General features: G+C 65.8%; 14 protein-coding genes. 7 read left to right on the top strand and 7 right to left on the bottom strand.

The window, feature by feature from the left end; translation table 11 throughout:
• Nucleotides 1–111: 111 nt before the first annotated feature.
• From BLU38_RS30770 to BLU38_RS06555, 3 genes are all read right to left on the bottom strand, one after another.
• Complete coding sequence (locus BLU38_RS30770) at nt 112–324, bottom strand: hypothetical protein (RefSeq protein WP_157683252.1); 213 nt, start codon at nt 322–324, stop codon at nt 112–114.
• Nucleotides 325–410: 86 nt separating this feature from the next.
• Nucleotides 411–2,261 (bottom strand): dihydroxy-acid dehydratase, encoded by a 1,851-nt coding sequence (gene ilvD, locus BLU38_RS06560; RefSeq protein ID WP_269458160.1) that lies wholly within the window; start codon nt 2,259–2,261, stop codon nt 411–413.
• A gap of 78 nt (nt 2,262–2,339) precedes the next feature.
• Complete coding sequence (locus BLU38_RS06555) at nt 2,340–3,515, bottom strand: ROK family transcriptional regulator (RefSeq protein ID WP_157683251.1); 1,176 nt, start codon at nt 3,513–3,515, stop codon at nt 2,340–2,342.
• A gap of 274 nt (nt 3,516–3,789) precedes the next feature.
• Here BLU38_RS06555 and BLU38_RS06550 point away from each other — a divergent pair, with 274 nt between their 5' ends.
• From BLU38_RS06550 to BLU38_RS06530, 5 genes are read left to right on the top strand one after another with little or no spacing between them, the layout of a single operon-like run.
• Nucleotides 3,790–5,214, top strand: a complete 1,425-nt coding sequence (locus tag BLU38_RS06550) for an ABC transporter substrate-binding protein (protein WP_157683250.1) — start codon at nt 3,790–3,792, stop codon at nt 5,212–5,214.
• Nucleotides 5,215–5,220: 6 nt separating this feature from the next.
• Nucleotides 5,221–6,195 carry a carbohydrate ABC transporter permease gene (locus BLU38_RS06545; protein ID WP_091521716.1) on the top strand — a complete coding sequence of 325 codons (975 nt, stop codon included), beginning with the start codon at nt 5,221–5,223 and terminating at the stop codon, nt 6,193–6,195.
• On the top strand, nt 6,192–7,112 hold the full coding sequence (locus tag BLU38_RS06540) for a carbohydrate ABC transporter permease (protein ID WP_231920206.1): 921 nt from the start codon (nt 6,192–6,194) through the stop codon (nt 7,110–7,112). Before BLU38_RS06545 ends, BLU38_RS06540 begins: the two co-directional genes overlap by 4 nt.
• Nucleotides 7,113–7,134: 22 nt before the next feature.
• Complete coding sequence (locus tag BLU38_RS06535) at nt 7,135–9,561, top strand: glycoside hydrolase family 2 protein (RefSeq protein WP_091521712.1); 2,427 nt, start codon at nt 7,135–7,137, stop codon at nt 9,559–9,561.
• Nucleotides 9,558–10,388 (top strand): NPCBM/NEW2 domain-containing protein, encoded by an 831-nt coding sequence (locus tag BLU38_RS06530; protein WP_091521709.1) that lies wholly within the window; start codon nt 9,558–9,560, stop codon nt 10,386–10,388. Before BLU38_RS06535 ends, BLU38_RS06530 begins: the two co-directional genes overlap by 4 nt.
• Before the next feature lie 41 nt (nt 10,389–10,429).
• Here the strand turns inward: BLU38_RS06530 and BLU38_RS06525 are convergent, their stop codons facing one another.
• Entirely contained in the window at nt 10,430–11,617 is a 1,188-nt protein-coding gene (locus BLU38_RS06525; RefSeq protein WP_091521706.1) for a metallophosphoesterase family protein, read from the bottom strand.
• Between the two features lie 73 nt (nt 11,618–11,690).
• Here BLU38_RS06525 and BLU38_RS06520 point away from each other — a divergent pair, with 73 nt between their 5' ends.
• Nucleotides 11,691–12,110 (top strand): EVE domain-containing protein, encoded by a 420-nt coding sequence (locus BLU38_RS06520; RefSeq protein WP_091521703.1) that lies wholly within the window; start codon nt 11,691–11,693, stop codon nt 12,108–12,110.
• Between the two features lie 213 nt (nt 12,111–12,323).
• Here the strand turns inward: BLU38_RS06520 and BLU38_RS06515 are convergent, their stop codons facing one another.
• The gene (locus BLU38_RS06515; RefSeq protein WP_091521697.1) at nt 12,324–14,525 is read right to left on the bottom strand and encodes a malate synthase G; all 2,202 of its coding nucleotides are present in this window, start codon (nt 14,523–14,525) and stop codon (nt 12,324–12,326) included.
• 237 nt (nt 14,526–14,762) lie between these two features.
• Between BLU38_RS06515 and BLU38_RS06510 the strand changes: the two genes are divergently transcribed.
• Nucleotides 14,763–16,253 (top strand): hypothetical protein, encoded by a 1,491-nt coding sequence (locus BLU38_RS06510; protein ID WP_091521695.1) that lies wholly within the window; start codon nt 14,763–14,765, stop codon nt 16,251–16,253.
• Between the two features lie 385 nt (nt 16,254–16,638).
• Here the strand turns inward: BLU38_RS06510 and BLU38_RS06505 are convergent, their stop codons facing one another.
• Together BLU38_RS06505 and BLU38_RS06500 are read right to left on the bottom strand one after the other, a co-directional pair.
• The gene (locus BLU38_RS06505) at nt 16,639–18,852 is read right to left on the bottom strand and encodes an alpha-amylase family protein (protein WP_091521692.1); all 2,214 of its coding nucleotides are present in this window, start codon (nt 18,850–18,852) and stop codon (nt 16,639–16,641) included.
• A gap of 31 nt (nt 18,853–18,883) precedes the next feature.
• A complete protein-coding gene (locus tag BLU38_RS06500) occupies nt 18,884–19,927 on the bottom strand; it encodes an amidohydrolase family protein (RefSeq protein WP_091521687.1) in 1,044 nt (347 codons plus the stop codon).
• Nucleotides 19,928–19,938: the final 11 nt, after the last annotated feature.

Here is a 19,938-nt window from a genome sequence, read left to right as displayed (position 1 = left end):
ATTCTATTCATGCATTGTTCACGCGGCGTTGGTTTTCAACGTACGGCGCGCCGATCGTTCTCGTCCACCTCGACAATCGTTGAAACGTTGTCGTTCCGCCGATGATCTTGGTCAGCCGTCGACGACGGCGAGTGCGGCGGCGCCGGTGACCACCCCCCAGCCGTAGCGGTCCGGGCCTCTTCGACCGGAGTCCGATATCAGGGCGACGGTGCCGCCGAAACCGATCCCCGGCCCTTCGAGGACGATGTCGGCATCCCGGTGTTGCGGCGCCGGGATCCGACGCCGGTCATCTCGTGGTGGCCACGACGATGGTGATCTCGACAACTGCGGCCGATCTGCTCCGCCGCGCAATGGAAAGCCCGCCGCCGGAGGATTCCGGCGACGGGCGATGAGGCGTTGGGGCAGAGAGATCACTCCGGGACGTAGCGATACGCACCATCGGAGGCGGCGGTCGCCATCGAGGCGTAGGCACGCAGGGCGCGGGACACGACCCGTTCCCGATCGACCGGGGTGTACGGCTTCTCCCGCTTCTCCTCGGTGATCTTCCGATCGGCCAGCACCTCGTCGGAGACGAGTAGCTCGATGCTCCGGTTAGGGATGTCGATTGCGATCTCGTCACCGTCCTCGACCAAGGCGATCAGGCCGCCGCCGGCGGCCTCGGGAGAAACGTGGCCGATGGACAGACCGCTGGTCCCACCGGAGAAGCGGCCGTCGGTGATCAGTGCGCAGGACTGGCCCAGTCCACGGCCCTTCAGGAAGGAGGTCGGGTAGAGCATCTCCTGCATCCCCGGCCCGCCCTTGGGGCCCTCGTACCTGATCACCACGACGGTGCCCTCGGTCACCTCACCGGCCAGGATGCCGTCGACGGCCGCCTCCTGGGATTCGTAGACCTTGGCGGTGCCGGTGAACTTCAGGACATTGTCGGGGACGCCCGCGGTCTTCACCACGCAACCGTCGACGGCGATGTTGCCGAACAGGATGCACAGCCCGCCGTCGGCGGAGTAGGCATGATCAACATCGCGGATGCAGCCGTCCGCGGCGTCGGTGTCCAGCGACTCCCACCGATTCTCGGTGGAGAACGGCTCGGTGGTCCGGACCCCGCCCGGCGCCGCGTGGTAGAGCTCGAGCGCGCGCTCCGAGGCCGTACCGCTGCGGATGTCCCACTCGGCCAGCCAATCCTTCATCGACGGCGCATCCACCCGGGGGATGTCGGTGTGCAGCAGGTCGGCCCGGCTCAGCTCGCCGAGGATGGCCGGGATGCCGCCTGCCCGGTGGACGTCCTCCATGTGGTACTTCTGGGTGTTCGGCGCGACCTTGGACAGGCAGGGCACCTTCCGGGAGATCGCGTCGATGTCGGAGACCGTGAACTCCAGTTCGGCCTCCCGTGCCGCGGCCAGCAGATGCAGCACAGTGTTGGTCGAACCACCCATCGCCACGTCGAGGGCGAAGGCGTTCTCGAAAGCCTCGCGGCCGGCGATCGCGCGCGGCAGCACGGAATCGTCCTCGTCCTCGTAGTAGCGACGGGCAAGATCAACGATCTTGGTGCCGGCATCGACGAACAGCTGGCGGCGGGCGGCGTGAGTGGCCAGCGTCGAGCCGTTGCCCGGCAACGCCAGCCCGATCGCCTCGGTCAGGCAGTTCATCGAGTTGGCGGTGAACATGCCGGAGCAGGAACCGCAGGTCGGACAGGCCGACTGCTCGATCTGGCTGAGCTCGGCGTCGCTGACCTTCGCGTCGGCGGAGGCGACCATGGCGTCGATCAGATCCAACTTCGGGCGTGCGACACCGTCGACCGCGACGATCTTGCCGGCCTCCATCGGTCCGCCGGAGACGAAGATCACCGGGATGTTCAGGCGCAGTGCGGCCAACAGCATGCCCGGAGTGATCTTGTCGCAGTTGGAGATGCAGACCAGGGCGTCCGCGCAGTGCGCCTGCACCATGTACTCGACCGCGTCGGCGATCAGTTCCCGGCTGGGCAGCGAGTAGAGCATGCCGCCGTGGCCCATTGCGATGCCGTCGTCGACCGCAATGGTGTTGAACTCCTTGGCAACCCCGCCGGCCTCCCGTACCGAATCGGCCACCAGTGCGCCGAGATTGCGCAGGTGCACGTGGCCGGGGACGAACTCGGTGAACGAGTTGGCGATCGCGACGATCGGCTTGCCGAAGTCGTTGTCGCCCATGCCGGTCGCGCGCCAGAGTGCGCGAGCGCCGGCCATGTTGCGTCCGGAGGTGGAGGTTGCTGAACGAAGTGGTCTGGACACGGCACCATTTTGCTCCTCGCCGTCCGGAATCTGGGAATCGGGGGCCACATGCCGGACGATGCGGCGTGTCGTCGGAACTCAGCCCCCCAGGTCGAGCGACGACACCGCGAGCCGTCGGGCGAGCAGGGCGGCGGCCAGGCTTCCGCCCCGGCCGGTGCCGCCGAACGTCGCCGGGACGATCTGCGCCTGCCGGGCGGCGGTCGGGGAATGATCATGGACCTGGGTGATGATCCGCTCCAGGAATCGGGGGGTCGACCGCAGCATGTCGCCACCGACGACGATCACCGCGGGATCGATGATGTTGGCCAGGCTGGCGATCGAGATGCCGAGCACGTCGGCCGCATCCAGGAAGGCATGGATCGCGGCCGGATTACCCTCTGCGGCCGCGCCGATGATGCCCTCCCAGTCGGAACCGATCGTGTTCCGTAGCCGATTCACGATGGCCGTTGCTGAGGCGCTCATCCACAGGCAGCCGCGGCCGCCGCAGGAACACAGTTCGCCATGGATGTCGATGGTGGTGTGACCGAGCTCGCCGCCGCCGCCGTGGGCGCCGATCATCGGAATTCCGTCGACAACAGTGTTGGCAGTCAGGCCACGTCCGAGACCGATCGACAGGACCGGACTGAGGCCCTTGCCTGCTCCCCAGGACGCCTCGGCCATCGCCTCCAGGCGGGTGTTGTTCTGTAACACGGTCGGGACAGCGAACGTCCGCCGGCTGAGCTCGCGGAGATCGACTCCCCACCACAGGCCGTTCGGCCGGGTGGACACGACGCCGGTGTCCGGATCGATCTGGCCGAAGGCGCCGACGCCGACGGCAGCGAGCGGAGGGCTACCGACCTCGGCGAGACAATCCTCGACCAGGCGACCCGCGATGGTGAAGCGCTCCTCGCCGGTTCCCGGATCCAATGGGCGATCCTGTTGTCGCTCCGCCAGCAGCTCGCCCGCGACCGTCTGGACCACGACCGACGTGTGGGTGGTGATGATCTGGACGCCGGCGACGACGCCGAGCCGGTCGGACAGCGCAACCCGCGGCCCGGCCCGACCGTCGATGGCGTCGTTGGCGGCGCCGTCCAGTTCGGTCAGGATGCCGCGCCCGACCAGTTCGGCGACGACCGAGCTGATCCGGGTCCTGGACAACCCGAGCGTTCGCGCCAGCTCGGCCCGGTGGGTCGGTCCGGAGTCGACCAGGACGTCGGCAAGACGTGCCCCGGTCCGCGGCACCGGTCCGGCAGCACCGAATCCTCGCTCTAGCAATCCCGGCTCCTCTCCAGTGGTCGCGATAAGCGTAATGCTGACCAAAGGTTGACATACATGACGTCATCCCGACAGAGTGTGTTCCTGTTAGTGACACAATGATCCGCGATCGCGCCGATTGTCTCCAAAGATGTGGATGGTCATGACTTCTTCCTTCTCCCAACGCCAGTCTCGGACGGACCGAGGACCCTTCCCGCTGAGCCGGCGGCGGATGATGCAGCTCGCAGGTCTCGGGACGGTTGGTGCCGTCGCCGGCTGCACCGACACCTCAGGTATGACCAATCAGGTACAGCACGTCGCTCGCGGCGAATTCACATTGCCCGACACGAAGCTCCCCACGGGTGCACAAACGCTCCAGGTGATCGACAGCGGTGACCAGAAGGCGGTGTTCTGGAAGCAGTTCTTCGCGGCATATGAGAAGAAGCACCCAGAGGTGGAGATCAATTACAAGGCGATGAACTGGCCGGACATCGACCAGTCGATGACGTTGGGACTGCGCAACGGCACCGTCCCCGACGTCTTCTTCCTGCCGACCACGGTGACGACCGGGCAGGCCGTGTCAGAGAAGTGGGTGGGTGCCTGGGACGACATCGTCGATGACTGGGCCGAGATCAAGAAGCGCTTCCCGGCCGGCACCTTCGTCACCGGGAAGACCGATTTCGAAGGCAAGACCTATGCCTTCCCGCTCACCTCGGCGCAACGGTTCAACAGCCTGATGTTCTACAACAAAGAGATCATCCAGCGTGCCGAGGCCGATCTCAGCGAGCCGATCACCTGGGACTCGTTCCGGGCGCTGCTGAAGAAGATCACCCAGCAGGGTGAGGGCAAGTACTACGGCACGATCATGGGGCTGCAGCAGAGCGGTGCCGGTCCGTCCAGCGTCATGGCCCAGATGGCCGGTGTGCACGGCGGCATCACCGGCACCAACTGGCTCACCGGCGAGTTCAATTACACCGACCCGATCTCGATCGAGGCGGTGGAGTTCCTGCTCGCGATCTATGCCGACGGCAGCATCGCGCCCGGTTCGGTGAGTTACAAGGACCAGGACGCGAGGGGCAGATTCCCGCAGGGACAGGCGGGCATGATCATCCACGGGCCGTGGAACCTCTCGCCGTGGCGGGATCAGAATCCTGACTTCGGGTTCGACTTCACCATTCCGCCGCAGCGCAACCCGAAGGAGATCTGGCCGGTCGGCTATGCGCCGGGCGGCAGCAACGCCTACTTCTACAACCCGAACACCAAGGTCGGTGAAGTGGTCGCCGACGTGATCTCCTATCTCGGTTCGACCGACGGGCAGGCGCAGTGGGCGAGCATTGACGGGGCCGCTGATCCGGCAGCGTTCCCTGACGCGATCGCCAAGGCCGATCTGACCGAGTTGGATTCCAAGGCGATGGAGATCAACTCCCAGTACTCGGTGCTCGCTCCGGAGCCCTCGGTCCGCAATCCCCAAGTGGAGCGGGTCTATGAGGTGCAGAAGCCGCTGCAACCCGATCTGGGCGACGTCTGCCTCGGTCTGATCACCAAGCAGATCAAGAGCAGTGTCAAAGACGCGATGGCCGACCTCCAGGATCGGGCGAACCGGTCGCTCGACGAGGCCATCGCGACGGCCAACAAACGGGGCGCCAAGGTGTCCCGTGAGGACTGGGTGTTCTCCGACTGGGATCCGAAGAAGCCTTATGACAAGCCGTTCGCGAAGTAGCGCCGGATGACGTCGACGCTGTCACAGCTCGCAGCGCGGGGCTCCGTGTCCCCGCAACGCGACGGCCTGGGGCGACGGGTCTGGTCCGCGCGCCAGACCTATCTGCTGATCCTGCCCGGTGTGGTGCTGACCGCGATGTTCTCGGTCTATCCACTCGTGATGTCCTGGTACTACTCCGCGTTGGACTGGGACGGGTTCTCCGCCGACAAGTACTTCGTCGGGTTCGCCAACTTCGCCGAACTCGCCAGGGACCCCTTCTTCTGGCGCGCCTTCGGCCGCTCGATCCTGTTCACGGTGGTGGCAACGCCGATCGAGCTGCTGCTGGGGCTGTTGATCGCGATGGTGCTGAACGACCGGTCACTGCGGCTCCGCAGCGTTTACCGAGCAGTCATCTTCATTCCCGTGGTGACGACGACCGCGATCGTCAGCATCGTGATGAGCTTCCTGTTCTCGGCGTTCAACAGCCCGCCCAATCAGGTACTGATGGGGCTGGGGATCATCGACCGCCCGATCGACTTCCTGGGTGACCCACGGATCGTGCTCTGGACGGCAATCGGGATCTTCGTCTGGAAGTGGGTCGGTCAGCCGATGATCTACTGGCTGGCCGGGCTGCAGACGGTGCCGAACGAGCTGGCCGAAGCCGCGCAGGTCGACGGTGCAGGCCCGTTCCGACGGTTCCGCTACATCACCTTGCCGATCCTGAAGCCGTTCGCGATCATCATCACGCTGATCGTGACGGCCGGAAACCTGCAGGTGTTCGCGTTCTTCCAGACACTCACCGGCGGCGGTCCCTACTTCGCCTCCGAGTTGATGGAACTGTTCATCTACCGGATGGCGTTCGGCACCTCCGACGCCGGTGCCACCTCGATCCAGCGACTGGGCTACGCCTCGGCCGCCGGCGTGCTCTTCGGCCTGGCCCTGATGGTCTTCGGCATCAGTCAAGCACTGATGCTGCGCAAGATCAGGCAGGGACAACGATGACCGCCGAACGAGTGGCGACCGTGACTCGTGCCACCGATCGGGATCGAGTAGGGCTCCGGGCGCGTCGGCGCGACGGTCGGCGCCGGATGCCGACCCGGCAACGGGTCCGGCTGACCTTCACCCACGTCATCCTGATCGTGCTCGGGCTGCTCTGGATCTACCCGTTCCTGTGGATGATGTCGTCCTCGGTCAAACCCAACGGTGCGGTGTTCTCCGGGCTCGGCCTGATCCCGACGAAGTTCTTTTTCGACAACTACAGCACCGTGTGGGGCGAGGGGAACGTCGGTCGGCTGTTCCTGAACAGCGTGATCGTCTCCGTCCTCGGCGTGATCATCACGGTGTTGGTGACATCGATGATGGGCTACGCGCTGGGCCGAAAACAGTTCCCCGGCAAGCGGATCGTGATCGGCGTACTGGCCGCACTGGTGGTGCTGCCGCACGGCTACACGATCATTCCGGTGGTCGATCTGATCTTCGCACTGCACCTTGACGGAAATCTCTTCGGGATCATCCTGGCAGAGGTCGGCGGCGCCCACATCATCCAGCTGCTGTTGTACGCGGGCTACTTCAGCCAGCTGCCCGACTCGCTGGAGGAGTCGGCGATGTTGGACGGTGCCGGCTACTTCAGGATCTTCGCCCGGATCTACTGGCCATTGGCGATGCCGGTCACCGCAACTGTGGTCATCCTGCAGTTCATCGCGAGCTGGAACAGCTTCCTGATCCCGCTGGTTCTAACGCTGAGCAAACCGGAGCTGCAGACGCTGGCCGTCGGGCTTTATTCCTTCCAGGGCGAGAATCTGACCAACTACTCGCAGATGTCGGCAGCAAGCACGATCAGCCTGATCCCGGTGATCGTGGTGTTCCTGGTCTTCCAACGACACTTCATCGAAGGAATGGCCGGCGCCGTCAAGCAGTGACTCGAGAGGAACTTGATCAACGATGACCCCTTCCTTGGATCGACGACGTCTGCTGGCTGCCGGCAGCGCCACCGCCGCGGCGACCGCAGCCGCCTCGATGACGACCCGATCGGCCGCCGCCGACCCGCTGCCCCGGACAGCGGCGGCATCCCGACCGATCGATCTCGTCGACCGATGGCTGTTCGGCGGCGCGTACATCGCAGGCAGCGACGCACGCGATTACGACGACAGCCGGTTCGAGGAAGTGACGTTGCCGCATTGCGTGACCCGGATGTCGTGGTGGCATTGGGATCCTGCCGCGTGGCAGCGGGAGTGGATCTATCGGCGGCACTTCGACTACCCGGCCGTCGGCGACGGTCGTCGGCTGTTCGTGGACTTCCAAGGCGCCATGGTGACTGCATCGGTGACCCTCAACGATCATGAACTAGGGCAGCATCGCGGCGGCTATCTGCCGTTCAGCTTCGAGATCACCGATCACGTCGAACGCCGGGACAATGTGCTCGCTGTGCGATTGGACTCGCGGTGGCAGGACGTGCCGCCACAAGGCGATCCGGGTGGAGCAGCGTCGATCGACTACCTGGAACCGGGCGGCCTGTATCGCGATGTCACCCTGCGCGCGGTGCCCCAGGTGTTCCTCCGCGATCTGTACGTCCGGCCGGACGACGTGTTGACCGATCCGCGGCTGAAGATCAAATGCGAGATCGACGCCGGTGAGGTCCCTGCCGGTTCGCTGCGTCTTCGGGTGGAATTGCGCCAGGGCTCGCGGGTCGTCACCAGCCGTCGTTCGCCGGTCGCGGTCGACACCGGGCGCAGCACCATCACCCGGGTTACGCTGTCCGATCTCGGTGATATCGACCTGTGGCATGTTGATCATCCGCACCTGTACACCGTGGTGGCGATCTTGGAGCTGGACGGTCATCCGATCCACACGCTGCGCCACCGGGTCGGTTTCCGGGAGGCACGATTCACCTCCGACGGCTTCTTCCTGAACGGTAAGAGGCTCAAGATCTTCGGCCTGAACCGGCACCAGCTCTACCCGTACGTCGGGATGGCCATGCCGGCACGGGTACAGCGACGCGACGCCGAGATCCTGCGTAACGAGCTCAACTGCAACATGGTCCGGTGCGCGCACTACCCGCAGTCACCGGACTTCCTGGATGCCTGCGACGAACTCGGCATCATGGTCTGGGAAGAACCGCCGGGTTGGCAGTATCTGGGTGACGACGCCTGGCGTCAGTTGGTGGTCGACGACGTCGGTGCGATGGTTCTGCGTGATCGCAGCCGCCCATCGGTGGTGATCTGGGGCGTCCGGGTGAACGAGTCGGCCAACGATCCGGTGACGTATCGGCAGACCCGCAAGGTCGCCGACGACCTGGACGGCACGCGGCCGACGGCAGGCTCGATGATCATCTATGCCACCGCGGACTGGGAGCAGGACATCTTCTCCTACGACGACTACTCCGACTGGGACAAGAACGCCTTCTTCCGGCCGGTGTTGCCCGGGACGGTTGATCAGGGCAATCTGCCGTACTTGTTGTCAGAAGCAGTTGGTGCCTCGGACGGGATCGGTGACTTCAGTCGGATCGCATCGCCGGCGAACCAGCAGGGACAGGCCTTGCAGCACTCCCAGGCTCTGAACATGAGTGCGGCCGATGATCGCTACAGCGGAATGATCGGCTGGTGCGGTTTCGACTACCAGTCGCTGCACGGCACCCCGAACGGCACCCACACCAGCGGCGTCTCCGATCATTTCAGGCTGCCCAAGCACGGCGCGCGGGTCTACCTGTCCCAGGTCGATCCACGGCGGCGGCCGGTCCTCGAGCCCGCCTTCTACTGGGGCTTCGCCGATCCCTTGCCGCTCGGCGGGCCGGGGGAGAATGCGCTGATCTGTTCCAACTGCGATCGGCTGGAGATCTATCTGGACCACGAGCATCACAGCACCGTCCGGCCTGCATCGGACCGGTTCCCCTATCTGCACTATCCGCCGTTCCTGGCTGATCTGACGGTGCGACCGGGGCAGCAGCCGGAGCTACGGATCGACGGGTTCCTGGGCGATGACCGGGTGATCAGCCGCCGGTTCAGCCCGGACCCGGCACGGGACCGGCTGGCAGCCGATGCGGATGACATCGAGTTGGTCGCCGACGGCCGGGACGCGACCAGGGTCACGTTCGCGGTCGTCGACCGGTTCGGCGCACCGCGGGGCTTCCCGACGGGGCGGATCAACCTGAGCCTGACCGGCCCCGGAGAGCTGATCGGCGACGATCCGTTCGTCCTGGACGACACCGGGGGTGTTGGCGCGGTCTGGATCAGGACGGCGGCTCGCCGCCCCGGTGTGATCAAGCTGACTCTCAAACATCCGACGCTGGGACAACGCCGAGTTGTGATCCGCAGTGTCGCCGCACCTGATCATGTGGCTCGGTTCGACGTCGCCGAAGGGAAGCGATCATGAAGTTGGCGATCCGAGGTGTGCCGAAGACGGTGCGGTCGCCGCTGTGGATCTACGAGGTTGCCTTGGCCGCTATCCCGTCCCGACCGAAGCAGCCGGCACCGATTGTCGAGGTGACGGTGCGTTGCGAGGTCGGCCGTGACGAGCCACTGGCCAGGACGGTCACGATCACCCTGGAGGCGCCGGGCGTGATCACGCCGATGACCTCGACGACCCGGGCGAGGATCCGTCCCGGTCATCACGCGGAGGCGACCTTCCGCTGGGCCGTTCCGATCAGAGCCGTGCCGCCACCGTACGTGTTGACGTTGGCCGCCGGCGCGACCTACCGGTCGGCCGGGTCACCGGGAAGGACCACGACGTCGGTGACGACCCGGGTGGATCCGCCACCGGCACCCTCCGGTGAGGTGTATGTCAGCGACCTGCCGTTCGACTACGTCACCAACGGGTACGGCACAGTCCAGCGAGATCACGCCGCCAATGGTTACGGTCCCGACGACGGGCTACCGATGATCCTGGGCGGAATCGCTTACGACAAAGGCATCGGTGTCAACAGTGTCGCCGATGTCGGGGTCTTCCTCGACGGGCGTTATCGAGAGTTCCGGGCGACGATCGGCGTCGACGACGGAGCAGGGCCGAACGCCAGCGTCACGTTCCGGGTCATCGGCGACGGATCACAGCTCTACGCCAGCGGCGCCTTCCGGCGATCGATGCCACCGGAGTCGATCGTGGTCGACATCCGGGGAGTCCGACAGTTGGATCTGATCGTCGACGACGCCGGCAACGGTCACGGTGATGATCACGGGGACTGGGCCGATGCCCGGCTCAGGTGAGTGGCCGGACCTGACCGGCCGGCCGATCCGCGGAGTAGGCCCTACCGGATCGACGGAACCGACCCGGCAGGCGTGAACGAAGCCTCGTGCAGCACCGAGCCGTCCAGCCGGCGCGCGATCAGGGTGAACCGTTCGGCATCGGCATCGCCCTCGATCCAGGTCGCTGCCCAACCCTCCGGCCCGCCGCCGGTGAGCTGGGCGTAGGGGAAGTCGTCGTCGGCGGGGATCCAGGTCGACCGATGGGTGTGTCCCGAGATCACCACCTGAGCACCCCAGGCACGCAGGTGTGGATCCCACAGGTCGCGGCTGACCCGGCTGTAGTGATCCCAGTCGCCGCCGGCGTAGTCGGCCTCGGTCAACACCGGCTCGTCGACCCAGCGCAGCGGCAGGTGGCAGAACACGACCCGATACGGCGCGTCGACGAAGCCGGGCCGGGTGATCTGTTCGGCCAGCCAGTCGGCCTGGACCCGGCGGAGCTGTTCGAACGCGGGTCGGCCGCCGAAGGTCGGATGGTCATCGGGCTTGTCCTCGCCGGTGTTCAGGAAGATCGCCGCGACCGGTCCGCTGCGCAGCGCATAGTACGGTCGGTCGTCCGGGGTCGCGATCACCTCGGACAGCCGATAGGCCCACGGGCCGCGGACATCATGATTGCCCCAGACGAAACTGAGCGGCCGGCCGGCGGTGACATCGCGCCCGGCCGGCGCCAGCACCGTCGGCGCGATCTCCTCCGGGTCGTTCCAGTTGTTGCAGATGTCGCCGTTCCACACCCAGAAGTCGGCCTGCGGCGAGGCGTCGTCCAGCCGCTGCAGTGTCTCCGACCGTTGATGGGTGTCGTTCCAGACCACGAACGAGGTGCTGTCCGCCGACGGATCCAGGGTGCGGACCTGCTTCCAGTCCGACGCCTGCCGGTGACCGTCCGCGGCCGCCTCGGTGACTGTGCGGATCGTGTAGTCGGCGCCAGGATCCCAGCCGTCGATCCGGACCCGGATCACCCGGGATCCCTGTGGCACGAAGCCGTAGCGGTCCAGGTCGACCACTCGCCGTTCGACTGCTCGGGCCGTGTCGGGATCGATGCTGCCCGGAAGCCATTCCACCCAGCCGCGGGAAGGGGCCGTGACGGACCAGACGACCTCGATCCCGTCAGAACGGGGTGCCATCAGCACCGGGGGCGAGTCGACCAGTTCGGTCGGGGCGAGGCTTTCGGCCGTACGGTGATCTTGGGCATCCACGCTGCACCAGCCTATTCAGCAGATGATCAAGAACGGAACCCCGAATGTCGGCCGGTGGACCTATTGTCGGGGCATGAGTACGTACTGGGTCAACACCGTCAGCCGGGACCACGTCCGCCGTGGGGTCGAGGGCGGGTTCACCCAGGCCAACCACGGCAAACCCTGGATGCTGCGCAAGATGGAACGCGGCGACTGGATCGTCTTCTACTCACCGAAGACCGACTATCCCGACGGCAAACCGCTGCAGGCGTTCACCGCACTCGGGCAGATCAGCGACGACGGGCCCTATCAGGCCGAGATGACGCCGGAATTCCATCCCTGGCGACGCAACGTCGCCTTCGAGACGTGTGTCGAGGTGCCGATCCGACCCCTGATCGATCGGCTGGACTTCATCGAGGACAAGTCCCGGTGGGGCTACCGCTTCCGGTTCGGTGTGTTCACCATCGGTGAGTCCGACTTCTCGCTGCTACGGCACGAGCTCACCGGCCGATGACCACGAGCTCGCAGCTGGAGGGGTGACATGACGAGCTGGCAGGACGGCGAGGAGCTCGCACCCTCCTTGGACGGAGCACGGGCCGGCGTTGCGCACGAGGGGTCGCCGACCTTCGGTGTGGGCTTGGCTGGATCGCCTCGATCGGGTCGAACTGACCGAGATCCTGACCGACTCGTGGCTGGCTCGGCGGGGTGTCCGACGCTGATCAGGTGATCAACGGTTGCCGGCCTTGTACGCCGCGCGGCGCTGATGCAGGATCGGCTCGGTGTAGCCGTTGGGCTGGGCGCCGCCCAACAGCACCAGGTCGACGGCAGCCTGGAAGGCGATGTTGTTCTCCGGGTCCGCCGCCATCGGGCGGTACGCCGGGTCGTCGGCGTTCTGCCGATCGACCACAACGGCCATCCGGGCGAAGGTGCTGCGGACCTGGTCCTCGCTGATCAACCCGTGATGCAGCCAGTTCGCCAGCAGTTGGCTGGAGATCCGAAGCGTCGCGCGGTCCTCCATCAGGGCGACGTCGTCGATGTCGGGAACCTTGGAACATCCGACGCCCTGATCGATCCAGCGGACGACATAGCCGAGGATCGACTGCGCGTTGTTGGCCAGTTCCCGATCACGGTCCTGCTGCGACAGGTTCTGCACGTCGTCCAGGACCGGAATGGTGAGCAGCTCACTCAGGGTCGTCCGCTGGTGGCCGGCCAACTCCTTCTGGCGTTGCCGGACATCCACGGCGTGATAGTGCAGGGCGTGCAGCACGGCCGCGGTCGGCGACGGCACCCACGCCGTACTGGCGCCGGCCCGGGGATGCTCGATCTTCTGCCGAGTCATGTCGGCCATCAGGTCGGGCATCGCCCACATGCCCTTGCCGATCTGCCCGCGTTCGTTCAGGCCGGTGGCGAGCCCGATGTCCACGTTGGAGTCCTCGTATGCTCCGATCCACGGTTGCTTCTTCATGTCCGCCTTGCGGACCATCGGACCGGCATGCAGCGAGGTGTGGATCTCGTCACCGGTCCGGTCGAGGAAACCGGTGTTGATGAAGACGATCCGGTCGGCGGCGCTGTTCAGGCAGGCCGCCAGATTGACCGACGTCCGCCGTTCCTCGTCCATCACGCCCATCTTGATCGTGTTGCGATCGAGGCCGATCAGATCCTCCACCCGGGCGAACAGTCGGTCGGCGAAGGCGACCTCGTCCGGGCCGTGCATCTTCGGCTTGACGATGTAGATCGATCCGGTCCGACTGTTCCGGTATCGATGATCTTCGGCGAGCCCCGGCAGTGCGGCCAGGCTCGTCATCACCGCGTCCAGGATCCCCTCCGGGATCGCGCCGAGGTCGTCATGCACGACCGCCTCGGTCGTCATCAGGTGACCCACGTTGCGGACCAGCAGCAGCGATCGCCCGGGCAGCACCAGGTCGTGCCCGTCGGGGGCGGTGAAATGCAGGTCGTCGTGCAATCGGCGCTCGAACGTGACACCGGCCTTGGTCACCGGCGCGGACAGGTCTCCGCGGTTCAGGCCGAGCCAGTTGCGATAGGCGGCGACCTTGTCCTCGGCGTCGACAGCCGCCACCGAGTCCTCGAAATCGATGATCGTGGAAACGGCAGCTTCGACGCGGACGTCGGAGATGTGTGCCGGGTCGGACGAACCGACCTGGGTGTCGGCATCGAACGTGATGATCACGTGCAGGCCGTGCCGACTGAACACGAGCTCGCGCGGACTCGCCGGCGTTCCGGACCAGCCACGGAACTGCGCGGGATCAGCGAGACCGTCGACCGTGCCGTCGGCGAACGCGATCTCGAGGCCCGCCGCGCCGAGCCGGTAGCTCCGAGCGTCGGCATGGGATCGGTTCGCCAGCGGGATGCTGCGATCCAGCACCTCGCGTACGTAGTCGATCACCCGAGCTCCGCGAACGGGGTTGTAGTCGGCGGTGCGCTCGGCGCCGTGGGCCTCGTCGATGACGTCGCTGCCGTACAAGGCGTCGTACAACGATCCCCAGCGGGCATTCGCGGCGTTCAGTGCGAAGCGGGCGTTCGAGATCGGGACGACCAGTTGCGGCCCGGCGAGTTCGGCCAACTCCGCGTCGACATTGCTGGTGGTGATGATCGGGGCGTCCGGTGTCTCCACCAGGTAACCGATCTCGCGGAGGAAGGATTCGTACGCCGCAGCGTCGCCGAGGCCGTGTCGATCGTCATGCCACCGGTCGAGCTGCTGCTGCAGCCGATCGCGAACGGCGAGCAGCGAACGATTGTCGGGAGTCAGGTCATCGATCAGGCGTTCGAAGTCGGCCCAGAACTGCGCCGCATCGAGCCCGGCAGCGGGCAGCAGCTCGGTCACCACGAACTCGTGGAGCTCTCGGTCCACCGTCAACCGGCCGGTGCGAATCGACTCGGTGGTGGCGCTGGCCGACAACGGCTTCGTCATGTCCCATTCTCCCTTGCAACGACGTGGATCGGTCGTGGCGATCTTGGCGCCACTCTAGTAGAACTTCTACGATTTGAGAAGTAGATTCCGTACTACGAAAATATTCGAAGGCTCATACAGGGCTCGGCATTAGTCATGACGACAGTAATTCCGTTATCTGGATGTGCAATGTCGTAGTGCAGAATCAATCGATAGGGTCGAACTCGACAGCAGGTGGCACTCTTCAGAGGAGTTCTTGTGGCCGAAGACAAGCTGATCGCGATCCAGGTGGGTGCGGTCTCGTTCGTCGACGAGGGAATCGATCGGGTCCTCACCGAGGTGCAGGCCAGGGCCGGGGTGAATGCCCTGTTCCTGGCGACACCGACCTGGACCCGAGGAACGGGCGGCCGAGCGGTGCCGGGGCACCCGATCCCCGATCACGGTGTGCAGGCCTACGATCATGACTACATCGGTGGGAACTACGCGGTGACCCATCCGGAGTTCTACGGCGGTACCGACATCCCGCCGGTCCCGAAGAATCCCGAGCATCCCGACTTCGATCTGTTGGGCGACGTCATCGGCGAGGCCAAGAAGCGCGGGATGGCGTCGTATGCGTGGATGGAGGAGAGCAGCTACATCCAGGCGGTCCGCGACATCCCCAACATGCCGAAGTCGATGGAGGTCGACGTCCACCAGATCCCGTCGTCGCGTCCCTGCTTCAACAATCCGGACTACCGCAACTGGCACCTGGGCATCGTCGAGGACTACGTCAAGAGCTACGACCTCGATGGGCTGGCCTGGTGCTCCGAACGACCCGGACCGTTGAACGCGTGTCTTGCCGGACCGATCTCGTCGGCGGGCCTGACCTGCTTCTGCCGGCACTGCCGCGCCATTGCCCGCGATCGCGGAATCGACGCGGACCGGGCCATCCGCGGATACACCGAGTTGCTGGAGTGGAACACCAAACTGCAGTCCGGCGTCCGGCACGCCGACGGCGCGTTCAGCTCCTTCTGGCGGATCCTGTTGCGTTTCCCCGAGGTGCTGGCCTGGCAGAATCTGTGGACCGAGAGCCAGCGCCGGCTCTACCGTGACATCTACGGTGTGGCCAAGGCGTCGAATCGCAATCTGGAGGTCGGCTGGCACGTCTTCCACGACATCTCGTTCAGCCCGTTCTATCGGGCCGACCAGGACTACGCCGAGCTCGGCAAGCTCAGCGACTTCATCAAGGTGGTGGCCTACAACAACTGCGCCGGGCCGCGATTCCATCACTGGGTGCACTCGATCGGCACGACGCTGTTCGCCGACGTCGCGATCGACCAGGTGTACGGGTTCCTGCAGGGTCTGCTGAACTACGACGAGGCTCCGCTGGAGGAATTGCCGCAGGTGGGCTTCAGCAGCGACTACGTGCGGCGGGAGACCGAGCGGGCCCAGGCATCGGTGCCGGCCGGGACCAAGATCTACCCGGGCATCGACATCGACATCCCGGTCGGCTTCACGCCGGCCGCCGCGGCCGATCGTGCCAAGCGTTTCGAGAGTGTGCCGGGGATGCGCACCGGCACTGCACTGAACACCGACACCTCGACCGGTGACGATCTGACCAGGAGCACACCCGAGGCGGTCAAACAGGCCGTACTGGCCGCGTTCGGTGGCGGCGCCGACGGCGTCGTGCTGAGCCGCAAGTACTCCGAGATGTTCCTGGACAACCTCAGCGGGGCCGGTGCCGCGCTGGACGAGCTGGGCCTGCGCTAGTGTCATGTCAGGTTGATCCGCCACGAATATTCGGCGCTTGAAGCGGCGATCTGCTGCGTTGTCGTCGGCTTACATACACCCGGCATGCGCACCTCCTCCGCCTTGCAGCTCACCACTTCAACCACCGACTATCCGCACCGGATCAACCTGACAGGACACGAGGGTGTGTCTCTTTATTCGTGCGGGGCTGCGCGGCACGCGGTCGGCACCTCGCCGCGGCCGGACTCGGTCGACATATCCCGATATGCCTCCCTCGCCGGCCACGCCGAGGCACTCGACCGCGCACCTGCTCGCTCCCACCCGAATAAAGCGACACGCCCTCAGTGACCGGCGGCCCGACCCGGCCGATGCCGGGTCGGGCTGCTGATGATCATGACATCGGTGGTCAGACGTGCTCGATGATCACGACTTCGTGATCATGAACCCGGTCCACCGTGAAGGACAGGTAGCCGTCGTCGACCGATCCGGCGATCTCTCCGCCGCCGACCCGCAAGCTGATTCGCGGGGCGACCTCGTCGTCGTTGCGGATCCGGACCCCGACCGGACCCACCGGTACCACGTAGGGCTCCCGACCCGGGACCTTCGAGGTCATCACCCGGTTCGTCAGGTGCAGAATGGTGCGTCCCTGCTGACGGAACAGCGACCCGTTCACCAACCCGTGGCCGTCGATCTGGCAGCTCGGCCGGCCGCCGATCGCCCACCGGACGGCATTGGCGATCACCGTGGCGTGGTCGGGCTGTTCATCGTGGGCGAAGCCACGATCAAGATCGGCCAGCAGCCAGACCAGGCGGCCCCCTGCCCGGTGCCGGCCGGCGAGCACCGCCGGCACGTCGGTCCGAGGGGTGCGCATCCAGGAGGTCTCCGGGGGAAAGATCGGGAAGTCCGGCACGAAGGTGGCGAGCACCTCCAGATCGCTACCGCTGACCTCGGCGACCGGCAGATAGCCCCCGAACGGCAGCAGATCGGTCTCGTCCAGACGGGCGAGCACCGGATGGCGACTGCCGTCGGGTGCCGGCGCCGACTGATCGGCCGGCCCGTCGACGCCGGCCCGCAGCTCCGGTGCCAGCCGCAGGTAACTGTGCCGTTCGTGCACCTCGATGTTGATGTCGGCCATTCCCCGCGCACCGTGGGCGTCCTCGGTGAACTCGATGCCGAACAGGTCACCGAGTCCGAGCGACGTCCGCCGCGCACCGTCGCCGTCGAGTCGGCTCGTCTCCCCGGTTGCGATCACCGAACCACCTGCCTCGGCGAAGGCCGTGATCGCCGCAAGTTGAGCGTCGGACAGCACCATCAGATTCGGCAGCACCAGGACGCTGAAGCGATCCCGGGCCGTCTCAAGATCATCGACGTGGACCGGCAGGTAGCCGACGCCGGCGGTGTTCAACGCGCGGACGACGCCGCGATACGGATCGTGGGTGATCGTCCGGGCCTGGTCGCGACCGCCGAAGTCGTTGTTCTGCTGCGACCAGACGACGCCGACGTCGGCGACCGGTGTCCGGTCGACCAAGACGTCGAGGTTGTCCCGATGCCAGCCGAACAACGCCCTGGCGTAGCGGTACTGACGACGGTCGTCGTGCTGGGAACCGATGTGGTGCCACCATGGCTGGATACCACCGGCGAAGCCCGCCGTCGCCCAGAGTCGTACCTCGGCCTCGGGCATCGAGCCGACGCGGAAGGACGGTTCGGCATTCTGATACTGCGGTGTGCTCTCCGGGATCAACTTGTCCCAGCCGAGCAGCTCGTGCAGTCGGCGGCCGGCCTCGGTGTTGTGCTCGAAGCCGTCGGCGGCGTTACGCCGTTGATGGTCGAGCATGATCAACTCTGACCGCTGCAGAATCGCCCGCAGGTCGATGAAGCGTTGCGAGTTGTTGAGCACCTCGCCGCTGAGCATGCCGAACCACAGGCAGTCCGGGCCACCGGCGGAGGTGGTGACCTTGTTGTTCAGATCCCAGATGTCGGTGCGGCGTTGATAGTTCCAGCGCACCCAGGCCCGGTAGTTCTCGGAGGTCCAGTCGTGCTCGGTCGGCAGCGTCAGTCCCGAGGTCTGCTGGAACAGGTCGGCACAGTGCTGGCAGTAGCAGATCGATGAGCGCGGCAGGCCGGCCCAACTGTTGTCGGCGAAGCCGTCCGGCTGACTGCGCTCGATGATCTCGGTCAGCACCTGCGGCAGGTAGTCGCTGTAGTACGGAGAATTGACGCAGGTGATGTACTTGTCCGCCGCCTTGATCGGATTCTGGTCCTTGTCCCGGCAGATCCAGTCCGGGTGGGCGGCGAAGAAGTCCTCGGCGACCCGATTGGAGTCCATCCTGGCCACCACCGTCAGCCCCTCGTCGCGGGCACTGGTGACGATCTCACCGTAGAGGTCGCGATCGCCGAGGGCCTCGGCGCGATGGTGCAACGGCAGCTTCGACGGGTAGTACGCAACGATACCGCCGGCGTTGATGATCACACCCTGAACCGCAGTGTCACGCCAGTGCTTGCGCCACCAGTTGTCGTCGTAGCGCTCGGGGTCGTTCTCGGTGAGATTGGTCTGTCCCCAGCGGTAGGTCCGTCGATACCACGGCTCGTCGGCAGCAAGCGACGGATTCGTCGTCGTCACAGGTTTTCCTTTCGTTCGGTGCGGTCGTCGTTCAGGTCAGGCCGTAGAGCGAGCGCGCGTTCTCGGTGTAGATCGCTGCCGCATCCGCCGCGGGCAGCGGCACGCCGAACGCACGGGTGGGGGAGTCGAAGTCCCAGTGCGGGTAGTCGGTGGAGAACATCACCCGGTCCACCCCGCCGAGGTGTTCGAACACCGTCAGCAGGTCCCGGGGGCGGTGCGGTTCCTCGATCGGCTGGGTGGTCACCCACAGATGATCATGAATGTAGTCCGACGGCCTCCGGGTGAGCTGCGGGACCTCGTCGGCGTAGCGCTGCCACTGCGCGTCAAGCCGCCACGCGAGTGGCGGCAGCCAGGCGAACCCACCCTCGATCAGGGCGATCCGCAAGCCGGGGAAACGCTCGAAGACGCCGTCCAGCACCAGACTGATCACGTGCGCCTGGAAGGCCTGTGACATGTCGGTGTGATCCTCGAGGTAGTACGACGGCCAGCCGGTCGCGGTGATCGGCACGCCGCGAGCGCCGCCTCCGAAATGGACGCCGACCGGCAGCTTGTGTCGCTCTGCCGCCTGAAAGATCGGCCAGTACTTGCGGCGGCCCAAGGGTTCAGCCGTCCGCGCGATCAACAGCACCTGGATGAAGCCCGGATGATCAGCGACCCGGTCGATCTCCTCGGCGGCGAGGTCCGGATGTTCGTACGGGACGACGATGCCGGCCCGCAGTCGCGGCTCCTTGTCCAACCATTCGGCGATCTGCCAGTCGTTGGTGGCTCGGCAGAGCGCGGCCGAATAGTCGGCGTTGAGTTGCGTACCGGCGGGGCTGAGGCAGTTCAGGACGCCGTACTCGACGTTCAGCGGGTCGAGATGCTGCTCGCGCATGAAGTCCAGGTCGGCACCGGGAGCCAGCCCGGACGGTGGCCATGCGTCGGCTCGGGCGGCGTGCGGGGCACCCTTGGGATAGGCCGAACCGGTGTGGGTGCGGGAGCCGAAGCGCCGTCGATGATCTAGCCATCGCTGCGGCAGGAACCGGTCCAATGAGTCGGGGGACAGTTCGTTGTGGATGTCGCAGTCGATGATCATTTGGCCCGTCC

The sequence above is a fragment of the Microlunatus soli genome (genome assembly GCF_900105385.1).
Classification (GTDB): Bacteria; Actinomycetota; Actinomycetes; order Propionibacteriales; family Propionibacteriaceae; genus Microlunatus; species Microlunatus soli.
The sequence above is the reverse complement of the archived record's forward strand: the minus strand, read 5'-3'. Positions and strand labels throughout refer to the sequence as shown.